This is a genomic window from Roseateles sp. GW821-FHT09H10 (assembly GCF_059415865.1).
Genome location: NZ_JBWKOB010000003.1, coordinates 473369 through 492513 on the forward strand (window position 1 = coordinate 473369; position 19145 = coordinate 492513).

The window sequence follows — 19145 nt, forward strand, 5'->3', positions numbered from 1 at the left end:
CGAGGAGGGGACCCATGCGCAGAGGAATGTGGCTGGTCGCCGGCCTGCTCGTGGCGGTGAGCGCGCTGGCCCAGGTCGACGACGAGGACAGCGGCGATGCGGCCGCCGTGCTGATGCCCGCGGCCGAGGCCGAGAAGCTGCTGGCCCAGCCGCTGCCGGCCGAGCCGGCCGCCCGCCTGGCGCTGCTGCAGCAGCAGGTGAGGGCGGCGCAGTCGCTGGAGAACCGCGCCCGCTGGGTGGAGCTGCTGGCCGAGGTCGCCCGGCAGACCAGCACCCAGCCCGGCGGCGAGCTGTGGATGCGCCAATACCTCAGCGCCGAGTTCGTCTGGGGCAGCTCGGGCAAGGGCCTGAGCGCGGCCGATGCCTATGCCAGCGACGCCAGGCTCTCGCTGCCGGTGCGTGCCGCGGCGGCGCTGCGCCAGGTCTATGCGCTGTCCCAGGCCCGCGACCGCGCCCAGCTCGACCGCATGTGGTCGCGCGCCCAGGGCCTCACCAAGCAGGCCCAGGAGTTGCTGGCCGCCAGCGACCCGGCCGGTTCGCTGCGCCTGCAGGTCGACCATCTGCAGGTGCGTTCCGAGATCGAGCGCTGGGACGGCCGCCTGGCCGATGCCGCCGCCACGCTGCGCGAGGCCGTGCGTCTGTCGGCCAAGGGCGCGGAAGGCGCGCGCAACACGCCCGGCGGCCTGAAGGCCTTGCGCGACCCGGCGGCCCTGGATGCCTACGGCTGGTACGACGGCTCTCAAGGCATGCTGACCTATGCCCTGGTGCGCCAGGGCCGCGCGCCCGAGGCGGTGCAGATTGGCCAGACCAACCTCGCGCTGTGGCGCGCCGGCCAGCTGACCGACGCCCTCGGCGCGCGCTGGAGCTACCGGCTGGCCCAGGCCCAGGTCGCCTCGCGCCAGTACGCCGCGGCGCTGGAGAACGCCCAGCGCTCCGACGACATGCTGCAGCGCGCCGGCGCCAACCCCGCCAGCCATGCGCGCTGGCTGGCCCGCCAGGAGCAGGTGCGCTCGCTGATCGGCCTGCGCCGCTGGCCCGAGGCCGATGCCTTCTACGCCGAGTTCCTCGGCAGCCTGCCCGCCGACAGCCTGGCCCGCGACCGCGCCAATGACTGGCGGCTGCGCGCCTTGCTCGCCGCCAAGAACGGCCGCTTCGACGAGGCGCTGGACACCGTCGAGCGCATCCACCGCTACCGCCTGCGGCTCTACGGTGAGGTGCATCCGCAGACCCAGGAGGCCGCCGGCGTGCGGGCGCTGGTGCGCTTGCTCAAGGGCGATATGGCCGGTGCCTGGGGCGACTACCAGCCGCTGTTCGCCGCCATGCTGGACTCGCCCGGTGGCTGGCAGGACCTGGACCTGGCCGGCGCGCGCGGCTTCGTGCTGGGCCTGGCTTTCGACGAGTTCCTGCGCGAGATCGCGGCGCGGGCACAGAAGGGTCAAACTGGAAATTCCGGGCTGGAGCAGGCCTGGATCGACCGCGCCATGCAGGTCGCCGACCGCCTGCAGACCGGCAGCACCCACCGCGCCCTCGTCGACGCCAGCGCCCGCCTGCTGGCCAGCACGCCGGCCCTGCGCGCCCTGCTGGAAGAAGAGCAGGCCCTGCGCGCGGCAGCGGCCGCCAGGCACGCCACGCTGAACACGACGCTGGGCGAGGAAGACAAGCTGCGCCGCCGCAATGCCAGCGACGAGAACAAGGCCCAGCTCAAGGCCCTGCCCGATGCCGAACGCAAGAAGCGGCAGAAGGCGCAAGCCGACGAACTCGCCGCCGTGCGCGAGCAGGGCCGCCAGCAGCGCGAGGAGGCCCAGGCCGCGCGCGAGGCCCTGACCCAGCACCGCGAGCGCGTCGCCAAGGCCTATCCGGCCTATGCCGATCTCGTCACGCCGACGCTGCCGCCGCCCGCCGCCCTGCAGAAGCTGCTGGGGCCGGGCGAAGCCCTCCTCATCGCGCATCCGATGGAGGGCGCCACGCTGAGCTGGCTGGTCACGCCCGGTGCGCCGACGCGGCTGGCGGCATCCGGCATCGGCGCGGCGGGCTGGGCCGACAAGGTCGCGCACATCCGCACCGCGCTGGACCTGGGCACAGGCAAGCCGGCCAGGCTGCCCGTTGACGTCCTGCATGAAGTCTGGCGCGAGCTGGCGGCACCGCTGCAGCCCGGCGCCGACGTGAAAAGCCTGCTGGTCGCGGCCGACGGCGCTCTAGCCGCCATGCCCTTCGCCGCGGCGCTGACGTCGCCCGAGCCCGGCGCCTTCGTCGCGCGCCGCATGGCCGTCACCCAGCTGCCGTCGGCCGGCGCCCTGTTCGCGCTGCGCCGCGTGGCCGCGCCGCCGCTGGCGGCCAAGGCGCTGTTCGGTGTCGGCGATCCCTTGTTCAAATCCACCGCCAAGGCGGGACGCGCGACCCTGGGTCAGGCGACCACGAAGTACGACGCCGCCTGGGGCTTCAGCTACGGCGACATTCCGCCCCTGCCCGAAACCCGCACCGAACTGAATGCCCTGGCCAAGGCCCTGGGCGCCAATGCGCAGGCCGATCTGCTGCTCGGTGCCGCCGCCACGCGCGAGGCCGTGCTGGCCGCGCCCCTGCAGGACCGCCGCGTCGTCGCCTTCGCTACGCATGGGCTGATGCCCGGGGAGCTGCCCGGCGTGTCCAAGCCGGCGCTGGCGCTGGCGCCCGGCCCGGATGCCGCGGCCTCGCCGCTGCTGGAGCTCGACGATGTGCTGACGCTGCGGCTGAACGCCCAGGCCGTGCTGCTGTCGGCCTGCAACACGGCCGCCGGCGAGCAGGGCGGGGCGGGCATGTCGGGCCTGGTGCGCGGTTTCTTCTTTGCCGGCAGCCGCTCCGTGCTGGCCACGCACTGGGCCGTCGAGACCTCGTCGGCCGCCGCGCTGACTTCCGCCACCTTCTCCGCCAGCGCGCCGCGTGCCGAGGCCCTGCGCATGGCGCAAGTGGGGATGATCGAAGGAAAACTCGGTGGCGGGCGCTGGGCGCATCCGTTCTACTGGGCCGGTTACGCTCTTTTTGGCGACCCATCTAGATAGGAATCTGAAACATATGCGTTCGCTGGTCCTGTGCCTGTCCCTGCTGAGTTCCGCTGCCCTCGCCCAGCAGGCCTGCGAAGTCATGGCCGTCAGCGGCGAGGCCCAACGTGTGGATGGCAAGGCTCTGGTGGTAGGCGACAAGCTGGACGTCGGCACCACGCTGCGCACCGGCGCCGCCGGCCGCGTGAGGCTGAAGTTCATTGACGGCTCCGTGCTTGTGCTGGCCGACAAGAGCCAGCTGCGCATCGAAGCCTTCAACGCGCCTGCGGGGCAGTCGCGCACGGCCGATTTCCTGCTGGAGACCGGACTGATCGGCCAGCGCGTCACGCCGTCCGCCGGCGGCAGCTGGAAGGTGCGCACGCCCACCGCCGTGACCGCCGTGCGCGGCACCGAGTTCAGCGTCGAGGTCGGCAGCGACAACGCCACCGCCGTGCATGTGAAGACGGGCGAGGTCGACGTTGAGCCCGCGGGCCCGCAGACACGCGGCATCAAGCCCCGCTACCCGGTGCGCCTTGAGAAGAAGCTCAACGGCACGCATTGCGACGGCAGCCAGTGCGTGGCGGCCATGGCCTGGACGGCCGACAAGGTCAAGCGCGTCGAGCAGCGGCTGGGGTCTCTGGATTGAGGGCCCGCCTCGGCTATGCGCTGGTCGCGCTGGCAGCGGCGCTGCTGGGGTTCGTCATGGCTGCCTGGCGGGCGGACGTGCCGGCCGTCGAGCGGCTGGATCACTGGATGCTGGACCGCCAGATGCTGTGGCGCGGCCCGATTGCGCCGGGCAAGGAGCTGCCGCTGCTGCTGGTGCGCGTCGATGACGTCGCGCTGGAAGCCCTGGGCGGCCGCGTGCCCGACCGCGCCGAGATCGCGCGTGTCGTGCAGACCCTGCGAGCCGGCGGCGCGCGTGCCGTGGCACTGGACTTCCTGCTGCTGCCCGGCGGCGGCACGGCCGAAGGCAGCGCGGCGCTGGCCGGCGTGATGAAAGACTGCGCCTGCACGCTGCTGCCCTTTGTGATGCCCGACGAAGGCAAGCCCGAGGCTGGCGTCGTGGCGGCGCCGGCACCGGTGCTGGCGCAGGCCCTGCTGCGCTATGAGGACGAGGCCGCGCTGCAGCGCAGCGAGGCCTACTACCGGCCGCAGCGCCTGGTCGCACCCGAGCCCGGCCTGGCTGAGGCCGCCGCGGCACTGGGCCACGTCAGCGCGCGCACCGAGACCGACGGCGGGCTGCGCCGCGATCTGCCGGTGCTGCGCCTGAATGGCGAGGTCTATCCCTCCCTGCCGCTGCGCCTGGCCGCGTTCGCGCGCGGTGCCGATTGGCGCCAGGCGCGCGTGCGTTTCGGCAGCGAGGTCGAAGTCGGCAAGGCGCTGCGGCTGCCGCTGGATGAGCTGTCGCGTATCGGCGTGAACTACTACGGCCGCATCGGCAGCTTCGACAACGTCGGCTTCTCCGACCTGCTGGCCGGCCGCGTGGACCCGGCGCTGCTGAAAGACCGTATCGCCATCGTCGGCGTGTCCGCGCTGGCGGCGGGCGACCATCTGCCGTCGCCTTTCGATGCCCGCCTGCCCGGCATGGAGCGGCTCGCCACCGTCACCGACAACCTGCTGACCGGCCGCAGCCTCTTGCGCCCGGCCTGGGGCGGCGCGGCGGAACTGGCGGCCGTGCTGCTGCTGCCGCTGGCTGCCGTGCTGCTGCTGGCGCGCCGGTCGCTGGGCGTGGCACTGGTGGTGATCGGCGTGGGCGTGCTGCTGTTGCTTGGCGCCGCGCAGTGGGCCTTCGAGAGCCGCTACCTGGTCTTCTCGCTGGCGCCGCCGCTGTTTGCGCTGGCCTTGGCCACCCTGGGCGCCAGCGCGCTGCGCGCCGGCATCGAGCAGGGCGAGCGCCGTGTCGCCGCCCGCCAGCTGGCCGCCAGCGAGCAGCGTTATGCGCTGGCGGCTCAAGGCGCCAACGACGGGCTGTGGGATTGGGACCTGGCGACGGGCGAGGTCTATTTCTCGCCGCGCTGGCTGGCGCTGATGGGCCTGTCCGCGGCCGAGGCCGGCCAGGCCATCGAGGCCTGGACGCGCCCGCTGGATGCCGGCGACGCGCAGGCCTTCCGCGCCGAGCTGCAAGCCCATCTGGACGGCCAGAGCCTGCAGTTCCACCACATGCTGCACTTCCACCAGGGCGGCCAGGAGCGCTGGCTGCTGGCGCGCGGCCTGGCGGTGCGCGAGGACGCCAGGCCGGTGCGCATGGCGGGGTCCCTCACCGACATCTCCGAAGGCCAGCGCCTGCAGCAGCAGATCAGCTTCGATGCCCTGCACGACCGCCTGACCGGCCTGGCCAACCGCGTGCTCTTCCGCGAGCAGCTGGCCCAGCTGCTGGGCGGCGTGCCGGCAGCCGAGACCGGCCTGCTGCTGCTGGGCCTGGATGGCTTCCGCGCGTTGAACGAGGCCCATGGCCCGGTCGTCGGCGATGGCGTGCTCAGCGAGCTGGGTGCCCGGCTCAAGGGCGCTTTCGGCGCGCGCCATCTGGTCGCCCGCATCGGCCCCGACCAGTTCGCGCTGCTGCTGGCCGGTGGCGACAACGCGGCCGACCTCGCGCGCGGCGTGCAGGGCCTGCTGCAGTCGCCCTTCAACGTCGCCACGCCCATGCTGCAGCTGACGGCCGGCCTGGCCTGGGCCCAGCGCCGCCACGGCCCGGCCACGGCCGACGAGCTGATGGCGGCGGCCGAGGGGGCGCTGGCGCGCGCCAAGTCGGGCGGCCCGGGGCAGATGCACGAATTCGACCCGGCCGAGCAGCTCGTCGAGCAGTCGCGCCGCTGGCTGCGCGACGCCATCGACGCGGCCCTGGCCAGCGGCAGCCAGTTCGAGCTGCACTACCAGCCCTTCGTCCGCCTGCAGGACCGCGCCCTGCTGGGTTTCGAGGCGCTGATCCGCTGGCGCCACCCCGAGCGCGGCCTCATCATGCCGGGCGACTTCATCCCCGTCGCCGAGGCCAGCGGCCAGATCTGCGCCATCGGCCGCTGGGCCCTGCTGGAGGCCGCGGCCCAGCTGCGGCGCTGGCAGGGCACGGGCTTCACGGGCGAGGTGGCCGTCAACCTGTCCGGCGTGCAGCTGGAGCGCGACATCGAGCTGCTGGCCGACGCCCGCGCCACGCTGGCAGCCCTGGGCGACGTGCCCACGCACCGCCTCAAGCTCGAGGTCACCGAGAGCATGGCCATGGCCAACCCGCAGCGCAGCGCCGAGGTGCTGCAGGAGCTGGCACGCATGGGCTTCAAGCTCTCCATCGACGACTTCGGCACCGGCTATTCGTCGCTGGCCTATCTGCACCGTTTCCCCTTCGACACGCTGAAGGTCGACCGCAGCTTCGTCATCCGCCTGGCCGCCGGCCGCGAGGCCCAGGAGATCGTCCGCACCATCGTCGGCCTGGCCCTGGCCCTGGGCAAGCAGACCCTGGCCGAGGGTGTCGAGGACGAGAAGCAGGCCGCGCTGCTGGAGCAGCTGGGCGTGCAGGTTGGCCAGGGCTGGCTGTTTGCCAAGGCCCTGCCGGCGGCGCAGGCCACGGAAGCGATCAAGAGCGTGCCGTGGCGGCGTTGACTTGCGGCGTTGGCTGACAAGCCCGCCCCTTTCTCACCCATAAACTCCTCGGCATTCTTCCGGGCCATCCGATGAGGTGGCCCAAGGCTGGACTGGAGGACGGCAATGACGACGCAAACCCTGCGGTCCGCAACTGGCGTACCGGGACTGGACGAGGTTCTGCATGGCGGCCTGATCGGCGGTCAGCTCTATCTCATCGATGGTGAGCCCGGTGCCGGCAAGACGACACTGGCGCTGCAGTACCTGATGCAGGGCGTGCGCGATGGCGAACCCTGCCTCTATGTGACGCTGGGCGAGACGGCCGCCGAGCTGCGCGCCGGCGCGGCCTCGCACGGCTGGTCGCTGGACGGCATCGAGATCGTCGAGCTTCTCGCCGATGAGAACGACCTGCTCGGAGATTCAGAGCTGACGATGTATCACCCGTCGGAAGTGGAGCTCGGCGAGACCACCAAGCAGGTGCTGGAGGCCGTGCAGCGCTGCAAGCCGCGGCGCATGGTGCTGGACTCGCTGTCCGAACTGCGCCTGCTGGCCCAGTCCTCGCTGCGCTACCGCCGCCAGATCCTGGCACTGAAGCAGTTCTTTGTCGGCCGCGGCTGCACCGTGCTTTTCCTGGACGACCGCTCCAGCGACGGCGTCGACACCCAGTTGCACAGCATCGCGCACGGCGTCATCGCGCTGGAGCGCCATGTGCCCGCCTACGGACCGGCGCAGCGCCAGCTGCGCGTCGCCAAGTTCCGCGGCAGCGACTTCATCAGCGGCCAGCAGGACATGGTCATCCGGCATGGCGGCCTGGAGGTGTTCCCGCGGCTGACGCCCAGCCATCATGGCGTGCACTTCGAGCGCGACATCGTGCCCAGCGGCATCGCCGCGCTGGACGAGCTGCTGGGCGGCGGCACGAATCGCGGCACCGCCACCCTGCTGATCGGCCCGGCGGGTTCCGGCAAGTCGACGATCGCCGCCCAGTACGCCGTCATGGCGGCCAAGCGCGGCGGCCATGCCGCCATCTACACCTTCGAAGAGGGGCGCAAGCTGCTGCTGGATCGGCTGGCGAGCCTGGGCATGAGGGCCGAAGACGGGATAGGCCCGGGCAAGCTGAACGTGCGGCAGATCGATGCCGCCGAGGTGCTGCCCAGCCAGTTTGCCAACATCGTGCGCCGCTCGGTCGAGGACGATGGCGCCAGCGTCGTCGTCATCGACAGCCTGAACGGCTACCTGAACGCCATGCCGGAGGAGCGTGCCCTGATCACCCAGTTGCACGAACTGCTGACCTACCTGAACAACCACGGGGTCGCCACCTTCGTCGTGGCGACCCAGTCCGGCATGATGGGCGCGAATATGCGCAACCCGGTGGATGCCAGCTACCTGGCCGACGCCGTCATGATGTTCCGCATGTATGAACACCACGGGGCGGTGCGCAAGGCCATCTCCGTCCTCAAGAAGCGCAGTGGCCGGCATGAAGAAACCATCCGCCAGCTCTGGTTCGACGAGAAGGGCGTGCACCTGGGCCCGCCGCTGACGCATTTGCGTGGCGTGCTGACAGGCGTCCCTGTCGAAGTGCCGGTGTCACGCGAGGGCGAGTCTGGCGATGATCGAACCGGACGAGGCTGACCGCTCCTACAGCGAGCGCGTCATCGTGCTGGCGCCGACGGCGCGTGACGGCGATGTCACCCGGCGCCTGCTGGCAGGCGCACGCATCGAGGCCATCGCCTGCAAGGGCTGGCGGCATGCCGAGGAGTTGATGCGCGAAGGCGCCGGCGCGCTGATGGTCACCGATGCCACCTTCGGCGACGCGGGCTTCGCCGTGCTGCTGAACGTGCTGGAACGCCAGCCGCCCTGGTCCAACCTGCCGGTGCTGGCCCTGTGCCGCCATGGCCTGGAGGCGCCTGGCCTGCGCGAGGCCAGGCTGCGCAACCTGACGGTGCTGGACCGGCCGACGTCGACGCGCGTGATGGTCAGCGCGGTGCGCACTGCCCTGCGCGGGCGGCGCTGGCAGTACCAGATCCGCGACCAGATCGATTCGCTGCTGCGCGCCGACCGCTCGCTGCGCCAGGCCGACCAGCGCAAGGACGAGTTCCTCGCCACGCTGGCCCACGAGCTGCGCAATCCACTCGCGCCCATCCGCACCGGCCTGCAGCTGCTGGGCAGCAGCCCGCCGTCCGACGTGACCCAGTACCGCGGCGTCACGGAGATGATGGACCGGCAGATGAAGCAGCTGCTGCGTCTCATCGACGACCTGCTGGAGGTGTCGCGCATCTCGACCGGCAAGCTGATCCTGCAGCGCGAGCCGCTGGACATGCGGCGCGTCGTCGAGATGGCGCTGGAGGCCTGCAGGCCGCTGATCGAGCGCGGCGGCCACCGCCTCAGCGTCAGCGTGCCCGACGAGGAGCTCCGCGTGGACGGCGACCTCACGCGGCTGGCGCAGTCCCTGAGCAATCTGCTGAACAACGCGGCCAAGTACACGCCCGACGGCGGGCAGATCGAGCTCGGCCTGGCGCGCGTGGGCAGCGATGCGGTGCTGACCGTGCGCGATACCGGCGTCGGCCTGCCGCAGGACATGATCGCCCGCGTCTTCGACATGTTCGCCCAGGTCAACCGCTCCCTGGACCGCGCTCAGGGCGGCCTGGGCATAGGCCTGGCTTTGGTCAGGAGCCTGGTGACCCTGCATGGCGGCCGGGTCAGCGCGGCCAGCGCCGGGCTGGGCAAGGGCAGCAGCTTCACCATCGAGCTGCCGCTGGCGAGCGGGGATTCCGCGCCGGCGCCGCTGCAGGCCGTGGACGAGCCCGAGGCGACGCGCCCGGCGCGCATCCTGGTGGTCGACGACAACGACGATGCGGCCACCTCGCTGGCCATGCTGCTGTCGCTGTCCGGCCACGAGGTCGAAGTCGAGAACAGCGGCCAGGCCGCGCTGGACAAGGCGGACAGCTTCCTGCCCCAGGCCGTCTTCTGCGACCTCGGCATGCCGGGCATGGGTGGCCACGAGTTCGCGACCCGGCTGCGCCAGGACCCGCGCTTCGCGTCCACGCTGCTGGTGGCCCTGACCGGCTGGGGCTCGGAAGAGGACCGCAAGCGCTCGCGCGCCGCCGGCTTCGACGAACACCTGACCAAGCCGGCCAGCGTGGATGCGGTGGAGCTCCTGCTGGCGCGGCTCTAGCCGGGTTCAGCCTTGGCGATCCCGCGCCGGCAGCGCGTCGCGGAACACGTCGAAGCCTTTCCAGGCCGGCACCGGCGGCGTGTGGCCCTCGCATGGCGCGTAGACGGAGGCCTCGACCAGCGCCAGCTTGTGGATATAGCGCGGGCAGTTGGGGAAGATGGCGTCGGCCTTCACGCGCACGATGAAGACGGCGCCGGGGAACTCGCTCATCAGATCGTCGTCGGCGCTGATGCTGGCGCTGCCGTTGACGCGCAGGCGGCGCGGCTTCTCGAAATCGATGAAGAGCAGGCCGACCTGCGGGTTGACGGCCACATTGCCCCAGGAACGGTACATGCCGTTGCCGTCGTAGTCGGGGAAGGCCAGGGTGTTGCCGTCCAGCACGCGCACGAAGCCGGGCAGGCCGCCCTTGTAGGAGCAGTCGGGCCGGCCTTGCGCGTCGGCGCTGGCGACGAAGAACATCGTGCAGGCCTGGATGAAGGCGCGGTCGTCGTCCGTGAAGGCCTGGCGCAGCGTGACCTGGGCGAGGCGGTCGGCGATGGCGCGGGTGTCGCGCGCGTCCTGCAGGCCGCGCATGCCGTCGTGGTAGGGCGAGGTGTCCATCAGCTTTCCTTGTTGAACGGCCTGCGGGCCGCCAGCAGCGCCAGGCCCGCGATGAAGAGCAGCAGCGCGGCCGGCTCGGGCACGGGTGCGGCCTCGAAATGCATCAGCTTGCATTGCCGGGGCCGATGCGCAGGTCGGCGCCACCGAAGAAGTATTTGCTGCCGTTGTTGTCGGGGAAGAACTGCCAGGGGCTGGTGAAATCGATGAAGGCCCAGTCGCCCGGCTTCTTGGCCAGCCAGGAGCCGCTGCCGCCTATCCAGACAGCCGGGACCTGGGCCGACGCCGGCGGTGCGGCGGCAAGCAGGCTGCCCAAGGCCAATGCGGCGGCCAGAGCGGTGCGGCGCAGGGAGAAGCGATGTCCCATGAGGTGCTCCTGCCGGGCGGAAACCACCGGCGGGCCAGTGTGAACCGGCCGCCCGGCGCCGGCAATCGCATCGATTGTGGGGTTGGGGACTGACGAAAGGCTGGCCCCGCAAAACCACGCAGAATCGCCGCCAGGCCGAAGATGCGGCCGACTGGAGAGAGACAGATGAAGAAACTGTGGGGCGCTGCCCTTTTGAGCCTGGTGCTGGGTGCGGCCCAGGCCCAGCCGGCCGCCACGGTCAAGCCCAAGACGCCCGTGCCGCGTGCCGTGGCGATGGCGCCCGCCGCCATCGTGGCGCCGCCCGAAAGGGTGCGCGAGCTGGGCGGCATCGAGGAATACCGCCTGCCCAACGGCCTGCAGATCCTGCTCTTCCCGGATGCGACGCAGACGACGACCACCGTCAACATCACCTACCGCGTCGGCAGCCGCCACGAGGCGCCGGGCGAATACGGCATGGCCCATCTGCTGGAGCACATGGTGTTCAAGGGCACCGAGCGGCAGAAGGACATCCCCGGCGCCATGGCCCAGCGCGGCGTGCGCTTCAACGGCACGACGACGGTGGACCGCACCAACTACTTTGCGTCATTCAACGCGAATGCCGACACGCTGGCCTTCCTGCTCGACCTGGAGGCCGACCGCATGGTGGGCAGCCGCATCGCCAAGGCCGATCTCGACACCGAGATGACGGTGGTGCGCAACGAATTCGAGCGCGGCGAGAACCAGCCCTTCGCGGTGCTGAACCAGCGCGTCAGCGCGGCCGCCTTTGCCTGGCACCCCTATGGCCACGCCACCATCGGGCCCAAGAGCGACATCGAGAACGTGCCCATCGAGAAGCTGCAGGGCTTCTACAAGCGCTATTACCGCCCCGACAACGCGACGCTGCTGATCGCCGGCCAGTTCGACAGGACCGCCACGCTGGCGCTGATCGCCCGCCATTTCGGCGCCGTCGCCCGGCCGGCCGCGCCCGTTCCCCAGCCCTACACGGTGGAGCCGGCCCAGGACGGCGAGCGCACCGTCGTCGTGCGCCGCGTCGGCGGCCAGCCCATCCTGCTGGCGGCCTATCACGTCCCGGCCATCACCCATGCGGACACGCCGGCCCTGATCGTCTATGGCCTGTTGATGAGCCTGCAGCCCAGCGGCCAGCTCTACAAGCAGCTGGTCGAGACCCGGCTGGCGGTCGCGGCCGGCATCGGCGGCGCGGGTGGCGTGGATCCGGGCACCATCAGCGCTTACGCGGCCCTGCCGCCGGGGGCCGAGGTCGACAAGGTCGAGACCCTGCTGCTGGACCTCGCCGAAGGCCGCACGGCCAAGCCCTTCGAGGAGAGCGAGCTGGCGCGGGTGCGCGACATCGCCGTCAACAGCTACCGCCAGCAGATGAAGAACCCCGAGGCGCTGATCCAGCAGATCTCCGGCCTCATCGCGGCCGGCGACTGGCGGCTGCTGTTCCAGCTGATGGAGGACATCCCCAAGGTCACGCTGGCCGACGTCGAGCGCGTGCGCGCCGCCTATTTCCGGCCGGCCAACCGCACGCTGGGGCGCTATCTGCCGGCCGACAAGGTCGAGCGCATCGAGATCCCCGCCGCGCCGGCGCTCAGCGCACGCCTGGCCGAGCTCAAGGGCCCGCCCAAGGTGGAGGAGGGCGAGCAGCTCGAGCCCGTGCCCGCGGTGCTGGAGACGCGCATGAAGCGCGCCACCTTGCCCAGCGGCATCGCCCTGCACACGCTGCAGAAGCAGACCCGCGGCAATACCGTGGTGCTGCAGATGCAGCTGCGCTGGGGCGAGCGCGACGCGACCTTTGCGCGCAACGGCACCGGCATGGTCGGCGCGCTGATGGACGAGGGCAGCGCCGGCTACTCCAAGCAGCAGCTGCAGGATGCGCTGATCAAGCTGCGCGCCAACCTCAACGTGACCAGCTATGACCAGGGCGCCAGCATCTTCATCAGCGCCGAGCGCGACACCCTGCTGCCCGCCCTGCGCGTGGCGGCCGATGCGCTGCGCAAGCCGCTCTTCCCCCAGGACGCCTTCGAGCGCGACATCAAGGCCGGCATCGCCGGCATCGAGGCCTCGCGCCAGGAACCCGGCGTGCTGCGCCAGGAGGCCACGCGCGGCCACTACAACAAGGTGCGCGGCGTCAGCCTCGGCCACCCCGACTACATCATGGGCGTGGACGAGCGCATCGCCAACCTGAAGGCGACGACGCTGGACGAGGTGAAGCGCTTCTATGCCGACTACTGGAGCTTCAACGAGGCCCAGGTCAGCGCCGTCGGTGCGCTGCCGGACGGCCTCGCCACCGAGATCGACCAGCTCTTCGGCGACTGGAAGAAGCCAGCGGCTGCGAAGTTCGTGCGCCACATCCCCCAGCACCTGGCCGTGCCGGCGGCGCGCTTTGACGCCATCGCCCGCGACAAGGCCAATGCCATCGTGCGCCTGCACGAGACCCTGCCGCTGAACGCCGAGGACGCCGACTACCCGGCCCTGGAGCTGGCCGTGCACATCTTTGGCGGCGGCGGGCTGGAGAGCCGGCTGTCGGAGCGCGTGCGCCAGAAGGAGGGCCTGACCTATGGCATCGGCGCTTCCCTGAGCGCCGGCTACTGGGGCAATGCGGGCAGCTTTGCCATCCAGGCCAGCTATGCGCCCGACAAGCGCGAGCGCGTCATCGCCGCCGTGCAGGAGGAGGTGGCCCGCATGGCCGCCCAGGGTGTCACGCCGGCCGAACTGGAGCGGGCCAAGAAGGACATCCTGGAAGGCCGCAAGCAGGGCCGCGCCGACCCCGGTTCCCTGGCCGGCGGCCTGAGCAGCCTGGCCGAGCGTGGCGAGACCTGGGCGGCTGCGCAAAAGCGCGACGAAGCGCTGGCCGCCGTGAGCGTCGAGCAGGCCAACACGGCCTGGCGCAAGCACATCAAGGCCGACAACTTCGTCGTTTCGACAGCCGGTGATTTCAAAACGCCCTGACACAAGCCGGCGGCATGCTGGCGGCCGGCGAGGCTAGAGTCTTCGCATCGCTTCCGAAGTCAAGGAGACCGCATGAAGATCGATCCCTATCTGTTCTTCAATGGCCGCTGCGAAGAGGCCATCGAGTTCTACAAGAAGGCCCTCGGGGCCAAGGTGGAATTCATGATGCGCAATTCCGAGAGCCCCGAGCCGCCGCCGGACGGCATGCTGCCGCCGGGCTCGGAGAACATGATCATGCATGCCTCGGTCCATATCGGCGGGGCCCTGGTCATGATGTCCGACGGCATGTGCGACGGCAATGCGGCCTTCCGGGGCTTCTCGCTGTCGCTGGACTGCCCCGATGCCGACGCCGCCCGCGAGGCCTTTGCGGCCCTGGCCGAAGGGGGCCAGGTGACCATGCCGCTGGGCAAGACCTTCTGGGCGCCGCTGTTCGGTATGGTCAATGACCGCTTCGGCGTGGGGTGGATGGTCGGCGTGTCCGACAATGCGGGGTGACTTTCCCGCCAGCACAGCTCCCCGCCCACCTGAAGGCCGATTGCTCGGCCTGCGTCGCGCTGTGCTGCGTGATCCCGCCCTTCGACGCCGAACAGGGCTTCGGTTTCGACAAGGCGGCCGAGACCCCCTGCCACCATCTCTGCGCCGATCATCGCTGCGGCATCCATGAGGCGCTGATTCCCAGCGGGTTTGAAGGCTGCGTGGCTTTCGACTGCCTGGGTGCGGGCCAGCGGCTGACGGCCCTGGCCGTCGAGCGCTTTGGCAGCGCCGACTGGCGCGCGCGGCCCGAGGTCGCGCGCTGGCTGTTCGCGGCCTACCCGCGCATGCGCCAGGTCCAGGAATGGCTGGCCCGGCTCAGTCTGGCCGCCGCCGTGACCGGTCTGGACGACTTGCGAAAATTGGCGGCCGAGCTCGAAGCCGAGGCACCGTTCTGGCCGGACTGGACGCCGGCCGAGCAGGGCGCCTGGCAGGCCCGCGTGCGTGCTGCGCTCGCGCCGCTGGCCGTGACCCCAACGACAAGGAACTGACAGGACCCATGGAATCAGCGAAACCCAATCCCCTGGCAGTCGCCCTGGCCGATGAGCGCCTGGGCGCGGGATGGCAACGGTCTCGCACCCGCATCCGCATCGCGGCCGTGCTTTGCAGCCTGCTGGCTGCCGGCATCGTCTATCTGCTTTTCGAGCGCTTCCGCGTTCCCCCGGCCGACACCAAGCCGCAGCGGACGACGATCGCGGCGGTCGACCTTCGCGTCGGCAACCCGGCCGGCGCGGCCGAGCGCGGCGAGGCCAAGGCGCGTGCCGACATCGAGGCCGGCCTGCTGCAATGGATCGGCTTCGGCCCGGCCCTGCCGACCGCCAAGGCGCAGCGCCTGAAGCAGCGCTACGGCCTCACCTGGGTCAGCAAGGGCAAGGCGGCCACGCCGCTGACGCAGGCCCATGCCGATGCCTACAACCGCGTCATGCAGGCTGAGATCGAGCGCAAGCTGGGCCGGGAAGCGCTCGAGCAGGTGCAGCGCGAGCTTGCTTTCGATACGCCGAAGCAGGACGCCGCCAAGGAGGCCTCATGAAGCTCATCGGCATGCTGGATTCCCCCTATGTGCGCCGCGTCGCCATCTCGATGCGGCTGCTGGGCCTGCCCTTCGAGCATGCGGCCATTTCGGTGTTCCGCGGCTTCGACGCCTTCCAGAAGATCAACCCCGTCGTCAAGGCACCCACGCTGATCTGCGACGACGGCACGCGGCTGATGGATTCGACACTGATGCTGGAGTACGTCGAGGCCCTGGCCGGGCGCAGCCTGCAGTCGCGCGAGCCCGCGCTGCTGCTGCGCGAGCTGCGCCTGACGGGCCTGGCCCTGGCCGCCTGCGAGAAGACGGCCCAGATCATCTACGAGCGGGGCCTGCGTCCGGCCGAGAAGCGGCACGAACCCTGGATAGAGCGCGTCACGGGTCAGCTGAATGCCGCCTATGCCGAGCTGGAGAGTGAACTGGCTCGCCAAGCCCTGGACACCAGCGAGACCGGTATCCGCCAGGTTGGCATCACCGTCGGCGTGGCCTGGACCTTCACGCAATTCCTGCTGCCCGAGGTCGTGCCGGCGGACGGCTTCCCGCAGCTCGTCGCGCATGCGGCGGCGACCGAGGCCTTGCCGGTGTTCAAGGCCATTCCCTGCGACGACGCCGTCGAGCTCGGCTGATGGCCAAGCGCCCCTCGCAGACCGTCTATGTCTTCCAGGGCGGCGGCGCCCTGGGCGCCTATCAGGCCGGCTTCGTCGAGGCGCTGGAAGATGCCGATCTGCCGCCGCACTGGCTGGTCGGCACCTCCATCGGCGCCATCAATGCGGCCCTGATCGCCGGCAATGCGCCGGCCGATCGTCTCAAGGCCCTGCGCAAGTTCTGGGACGGCGTGACGCGGCCCGGCGTGGCGCCGCATCTGCCGGCCAGCCCCTTCACCGCGGCCTGGCAGACCTGGCAGACGCTGACCACCGGCATCCCCGGCTTCTTTCGCCCGCGCGGCCCCCAGGCCTGGGACATGAACCGGCGCGCGCCGCTGGCCGAGCTGGGCTTCTACGACACCGCGCCGCTGGCCGCGACGCTGCGCGAGCTGGTGGACTTCGATCGCATCGCTGCCGCCGAAGTCAGGCTGACGCTGTGCGCCGTCAATGTGCGCACCGGCGGCCTGGCCCTGTTCGACAACCGCGACGGCAAGACGCGCATCGGCCCCGAGCATGTGATGGCCAGCGGCGCGCTGCCGCCGGGCTTTGCGCCGGTGCAGATCGGCGAGGAGGCCTACTGGGATGGCGGCATCTACTCCAACACGCCGCTGGACGTCGTGCTGGACGACAGCGAGCGCCGCGACACCCTGTGCTTCATGGTCGACCTCTGGGACGCCAGCGAGGCCGCGCCCAGCACGATGGCCGGCGCGTTGACGCGCTACAAGGACATCCAGTACGCCAGCCGCATCCTCGAGCACCTGGACGACCACGAACGCCTGCAGAACCTGCGCCGCGCGCTGCGCCTGGTCGGCAGGAAGCTCGACGCCAAGACGGCCGCCGATCCCGCCATCAAGGAGCTGCTGGCCCTGGGCTGTGATTCGCGCATCGATGTCGTCCACCTCGTCATGCAGGCCCTGCCGGGCGAGGACTCCTGGCGCGACATCGACTTCAGCGATTCGAGGTTGCGCGCACGCTGGGGTGCCGGCCTGAAGGACGGCCGCCTCATGCTGGAGCGCGCGCCGTGGAAGGCGCCGGCACGCGAGCGAGTCGGCATGCGGGTGCACACCCTGGACGACGCCTAACCTCCAGCCAGCGCGCTCAGCTTCTGCACCGTCGCCCAGTTGCGCGTCGTGCCGCGCTCGCCGAGCTTCTTCAACAGCAAGACGGCCGCCTTGCTTTCCAGGATGCCGTTGCCGCACCAGAGATAGGCCGCGTCGGCCGTCACGACGAACTGCTCGCCGCTGTCGGCAGCGATGCCGGCCACGGTCTGCAGCGAGGCGGCGTCCGCGGTGATGGCGACGAGCAGGCGGCTCGGGTCGTCGGCGCCTGGGATGCCCTGCTCGACTGCGATGGCGGCCCATTCGGCGGCCGTCTTCAGGATGACGGCGGCATCGACGCCCAGCTTCTCGAGGACCGCCGCGCGGATCTTGTCGGCGCCGATCTTCTTCTTCGTGTCGAAGACGGCATTGCCGCTGTTCAGCAGCGTCGAGACATTCGTGGCGCCCATTTCAGCGAGCAAGGCCTTGAGATCGGCCATGGCCAGGCGCTTGGCCTTGCCGACATTGATGCCGCGCCAGAGGGCGATGTAGCGCATCAGTTGTTGTCCGCCTGATGCACCAGCTTGCCGCCCACCCAGGTCTGCAGCACGCGCGTCTTCAAAAGGGCGGCGGGCGAGGAGGTCAGCGGGTCGCGGTCGACGAGGATGAAGTCGGCGCGGTGGCCGGGCGTCAGCGAGCCGAGATCCTTCTCCGCATGGGCCGCGAAGGCCGCGCCGCGGGTGAAGCAGTCCAGGGCCTGCACCGGGTTCAAGGCCTGCTGGCGGTACCAGCCGCCCACCGGCTTGCCGGCGGCGTCCTCGCGGGTGACGGCGGCGTACAGGCCGGCCCAGGGGCTGGGTTCCTCGACGGGGAAGTCCGAGCCGCAGGCCAGGCGGGCCCCGCCCTTGAGCAGGCGCTGCCAGGCATAGGCGCCCTGGATGCGCTGGGCACCGACCCGGTCCTCGGCCATGTTCATGTCCGAGGTGGCATGGGTGGGCTGCACGGAGGCGATGACCTGGCCACGGGCCAGGCGGGGGATGTCGGCCAGCGCGATGACCTGGGCATGCTCGATGCGATGGCGCAGCTGGGTGCTGCGCGCGCCCATCTCCTTTTGCAGGGCCTCGAAGCCGGCCAGCACCTGGCGGTTGGCCGCGTCGCCGATGGCATGCACATTGACCTGGAAACCGGCCTTGGCGGCGGCCCGCATCTGGGCCAGCAGCTCGGCATCGGCGCGGAACAGCAGGCCGCGCGTGGCCGGCGCATCGCTGTAGGGGGCGAGCAGGGCGGCGCCGCGGCTGCCCAGGGCGCCGTCGGCAAACAGCTTGACGGCGCGCAGCGCGTAGTGGCCGTCGCCGCTGTCCAGCAGCGGGCCAGCCGTGCGCAGCCGCGCCATGAAGGCCTCGTCGCTGCCGCGCGCCATGCCGTAGATGCGCATCTTCAGCTGGCCGGCAGCGGCGCGCTGACGCAGCAATTGATCGGCGGCCGCCGAGACGCCGGCGTCGTGGGCGCTGGTGATGCCCAGCGCCAGCAGCTCGCGCTCGGCCGTGTCGAGCTGGGCCGCGAGTTCGGCGGCGTCCTCGCCGGGCACGTGCCGCCCGACCAGGCCCATGGCGGCGTCGATGAGGATGCCGGTGGCTTCGCCGTTGGCGTCGCGTTCGATCCGGCCGCCGCTGGGGTCGGGGGTGTCGCGCGTGATGCCGGCCAGCTGCAGCGCGCGGCTGTTGGCCCAGCCGGCATGGCCGTCGACGCGGCTGAGGAAAACGGGGCGCTGGCTCTCGGCGGTATCGAGTTCGGCGGCGGTGGGAAAGCGGCCGAGCTTCCAGACGGCCTGGTTCCAGCCGCCGCCGGTGATCCACGCGGCTTGCGGACGGGCTTGCGCCTGGGCCTTGACGGCGGCCAGCGCGGCGGCGAGGTCGGCCGTGTCGCGCAACTGCAGGCTGCGCCGCGCGGCGCCCAGGGACAGCACATGGCCATGGGCGTCGATGAGGCCGGGCATCAGCACGCGGCCGCCGGCGTCGACGCGCTGCAAGTCGGCGGCCGGCATTTCCTTCAGCCGGCCAATGGCCTGCACGCGGCCGTCGGCGCCCACCTGCATGGCGTCGAAACGCAGCACGCGGCCCTGCTCATCGAGGGTCAGGCCGCGGGCGTTGTGGACAAGGAAGGCCTGGGCGGAAGCAGCACCGCCGCCAAGCATCAGCAGGGCGGCGGCGAAAAGTCGTTGGAGTCGCATGCCC

16 protein-coding genes are annotated in these 19145 nt (G+C 71.1%); 11 read left to right on the forward strand and 5 right to left on the reverse strand.

Annotated elements, in window-relative coordinates; translation table 11 throughout:
- The first annotated feature begins 14 nt into the window (after positions 1-14).
- The 5 genes from AC07OY_RS17730 (at position 15) to AC07OY_RS17750 (ending at position 9756) form a co-directional block, all read left to right on the forward strand.
- Positions 15-3035 carry a CHAT domain-containing protein gene (locus AC07OY_RS17730; RefSeq protein WP_495043927.1) on the forward strand — a complete coding sequence of 1007 codons (3021 nt, stop codon included), beginning with the start codon at positions 15-17 and terminating at the stop codon, positions 3033-3035.
- Positions 3036-3048: 13 nt separating this feature from the next.
- On the forward strand, positions 3049-3660 hold the full coding sequence (locus AC07OY_RS17735) for a FecR family protein (protein WP_495043928.1): 612 nt from the start codon (positions 3049-3051) through the stop codon (positions 3658-3660).
- A complete protein-coding gene (locus tag AC07OY_RS17740) occupies positions 3657-6605 on the forward strand; it encodes an EAL domain-containing protein (RefSeq protein ID WP_495043929.1) in 2949 nt (982 codons plus the stop codon). Before AC07OY_RS17735 ends, AC07OY_RS17740 begins: the two co-directional genes overlap by 4 nt.
- Positions 6606-6710: 105 nt before the next feature.
- A complete protein-coding gene (locus AC07OY_RS17745; protein ID WP_495043930.1) occupies positions 6711-8213 on the forward strand; it encodes a DUF7125 family protein in 1503 nt (500 codons plus the stop codon).
- Positions 8191-9756, forward strand: a complete 1566-nt coding sequence (locus AC07OY_RS17750) for a hybrid sensor histidine kinase/response regulator (protein ID WP_495043931.1) — start codon at positions 8191-8193, stop codon at positions 9754-9756. The genes AC07OY_RS17745 and AC07OY_RS17750 overlap by 23 nt, the downstream gene beginning before the upstream one ends.
- Positions 9757-9762: 6 nt before the next feature.
- Here the strand turns inward: AC07OY_RS17750 and AC07OY_RS17755 are convergent, their stop codons facing one another.
- From AC07OY_RS17755 to AC07OY_RS17765, 3 genes are read right to left on the reverse strand one after another with little or no spacing between them, the layout of a single operon-like run.
- Positions 9763-10356, reverse strand: coding sequence for a pyridoxamine 5'-phosphate oxidase family protein (locus AC07OY_RS17755; RefSeq protein ID WP_495043932.1), 594 nt, complete (start codon positions 10354-10356; stop codon positions 9763-9765).
- Positions 10356-10460 carry a PEP-CTERM sorting domain-containing protein gene (locus AC07OY_RS17760; protein WP_495043933.1) on the reverse strand — a complete coding sequence of 35 codons (105 nt, stop codon included), beginning with the start codon at positions 10458-10460 and terminating at the stop codon, positions 10356-10358. The genes AC07OY_RS17755 and AC07OY_RS17760 overlap by 1 nt, the downstream gene beginning before the upstream one ends.
- Positions 10460-10720: a hypothetical protein gene (locus AC07OY_RS17765; protein WP_495043934.1), complete on the reverse strand. Its 261-nt coding sequence runs from the start codon at positions 10718-10720 to the stop codon at positions 10460-10462. Before AC07OY_RS17765 ends, AC07OY_RS17760 begins: the two co-directional genes overlap by 1 nt.
- A gap of 165 nt (positions 10721-10885) precedes the next feature.
- Here AC07OY_RS17765 and AC07OY_RS17770 point away from each other — a divergent pair, with 165 nt between their 5' ends.
- The 6 genes from AC07OY_RS17770 (at position 10886) to AC07OY_RS17795 (ending at position 16956) form a co-directional block, all read left to right on the forward strand.
- Positions 10886-13672: a M16 family metallopeptidase gene (locus tag AC07OY_RS17770; RefSeq protein ID WP_495043935.1), complete on the forward strand. Its 2787-nt coding sequence runs from the start codon at positions 10886-10888 to the stop codon at positions 13670-13672.
- Positions 13673-13744: 72 nt separating this feature from the next.
- Entirely contained in the window at positions 13745-14167 is a 423-nt protein-coding gene (locus tag AC07OY_RS17775; RefSeq protein WP_495043936.1) for a VOC family protein, read from the forward strand.
- Positions 14164-14694 carry a hypothetical protein gene (locus AC07OY_RS17780; protein ID WP_495043937.1) on the forward strand — a complete coding sequence of 177 codons (531 nt, stop codon included), beginning with the start codon at positions 14164-14166 and terminating at the stop codon, positions 14692-14694. The genes AC07OY_RS17775 and AC07OY_RS17780 overlap by 4 nt, the downstream gene beginning before the upstream one ends.
- 8 nt (positions 14695-14702) lie before the next feature.
- Positions 14703-15233, forward strand: a complete 531-nt coding sequence (locus AC07OY_RS17785; protein WP_495043938.1) for a hypothetical protein — start codon at positions 14703-14705, stop codon at positions 15231-15233.
- Positions 15230-15856: a glutathione S-transferase gene (locus AC07OY_RS17790; protein ID WP_495043939.1), complete on the forward strand. Its 627-nt coding sequence runs from the start codon at positions 15230-15232 to the stop codon at positions 15854-15856. Before AC07OY_RS17785 ends, AC07OY_RS17790 begins: the two co-directional genes overlap by 4 nt.
- Positions 15856-16956: a patatin-like phospholipase family protein gene (locus AC07OY_RS17795; protein ID WP_495043940.1), complete on the forward strand. Its 1101-nt coding sequence runs from the start codon at positions 15856-15858 to the stop codon at positions 16954-16956. The genes AC07OY_RS17790 and AC07OY_RS17795 overlap by 1 nt, the downstream gene beginning before the upstream one ends.
- On the opposite strand, the gene AC07OY_RS17800 is transcribed toward AC07OY_RS17795, so the two are convergent.
- Together AC07OY_RS17800 and AC07OY_RS17805 are read right to left on the reverse strand one after the other, a co-directional pair.
- Positions 16953-17468 carry a DUF1697 domain-containing protein gene (locus tag AC07OY_RS17800; protein ID WP_495043941.1) on the reverse strand — a complete coding sequence of 172 codons (516 nt, stop codon included), beginning with the start codon at positions 17466-17468 and terminating at the stop codon, positions 16953-16955. The two genes, AC07OY_RS17795 and AC07OY_RS17800, sit on opposite strands and share 4 nt — an antisense overlap.
- Positions 17468-19141, reverse strand: coding sequence for an amidohydrolase (locus AC07OY_RS17805; RefSeq protein ID WP_495043942.1), 1674 nt, complete (start codon positions 19139-19141; stop codon positions 17468-17470). Before AC07OY_RS17805 ends, AC07OY_RS17800 begins: the two co-directional genes overlap by 1 nt.
- Positions 19142-19145: the final 4 nt, after the last annotated feature.

What these genes read in the sequence shown, in the direction of transcription:
- AC07OY_RS17730 (WP_495043927.1), top strand. Translation starts at nt 15, where the DNA reads ATGCGCAGAGGAATGTGGCTGGTCGCCGGCCTGCTCGTGGCGGTGAGC.
- AC07OY_RS17735 (WP_495043928.1), top strand. Translation starts at nt 3,049, where the DNA reads ATGCGTTCGCTGGTCCTGTGCCTGTCCCTGCTGAGTTCCGCTGCCCTC.
- AC07OY_RS17745 (WP_495043930.1), top strand. Translation starts at nt 6,711, where the DNA reads ATGACGACGCAAACCCTGCGGTCCGCAACTGGCGTACCGGGACTGGAC.
- AC07OY_RS17750 (WP_495043931.1), top strand. Translation starts at nt 8,191, where the DNA reads ATGATCGAACCGGACGAGGCTGACCGCTCCTACAGCGAGCGCGTCATC.
- AC07OY_RS17755 (WP_495043932.1), bottom strand. Translation starts at nt 10,356, where the DNA reads ATGGACACCTCGCCCTACCACGACGGCATGCGCGGCCTGCAGGACGCG.
- AC07OY_RS17760 (WP_495043933.1), bottom strand. Translation starts at nt 10,460, where the DNA reads ATGCATTTCGAGGCCGCACCCGTGCCCGAGCCGGCCGCGCTGCTGCTC.
- AC07OY_RS17765 (WP_495043934.1), bottom strand. Translation starts at nt 10,720, where the DNA reads ATGGGACATCGCTTCTCCCTGCGCCGCACCGCTCTGGCCGCCGCATTG.
- AC07OY_RS17770 (WP_495043935.1), top strand. Translation starts at nt 10,886, where the DNA reads ATGAAGAAACTGTGGGGCGCTGCCCTTTTGAGCCTGGTGCTGGGTGCG.
- AC07OY_RS17775 (WP_495043936.1), top strand. Translation starts at nt 13,745, where the DNA reads ATGAAGATCGATCCCTATCTGTTCTTCAATGGCCGCTGCGAAGAGGCC.
- AC07OY_RS17785 (WP_495043938.1), top strand. Translation starts at nt 14,703, where the DNA reads ATGGAATCAGCGAAACCCAATCCCCTGGCAGTCGCCCTGGCCGATGAG.
- AC07OY_RS17790 (WP_495043939.1), top strand. Translation starts at nt 15,230, where the DNA reads ATGAAGCTCATCGGCATGCTGGATTCCCCCTATGTGCGCCGCGTCGCC.
- AC07OY_RS17795 (WP_495043940.1), top strand. Translation starts at nt 15,856, where the DNA reads ATGGCCAAGCGCCCCTCGCAGACCGTCTATGTCTTCCAGGGCGGCGGC.
- AC07OY_RS17800 (WP_495043941.1), bottom strand. Translation starts at nt 17,468, where the DNA reads ATGCGCTACATCGCCCTCTGGCGCGGCATCAATGTCGGCAAGGCCAAG.
- AC07OY_RS17805 (WP_495043942.1), bottom strand. Translation starts at nt 19,141, where the DNA reads ATGCGACTCCAACGACTTTTCGCCGCCGCCCTGCTGATGCTTGGCGGC.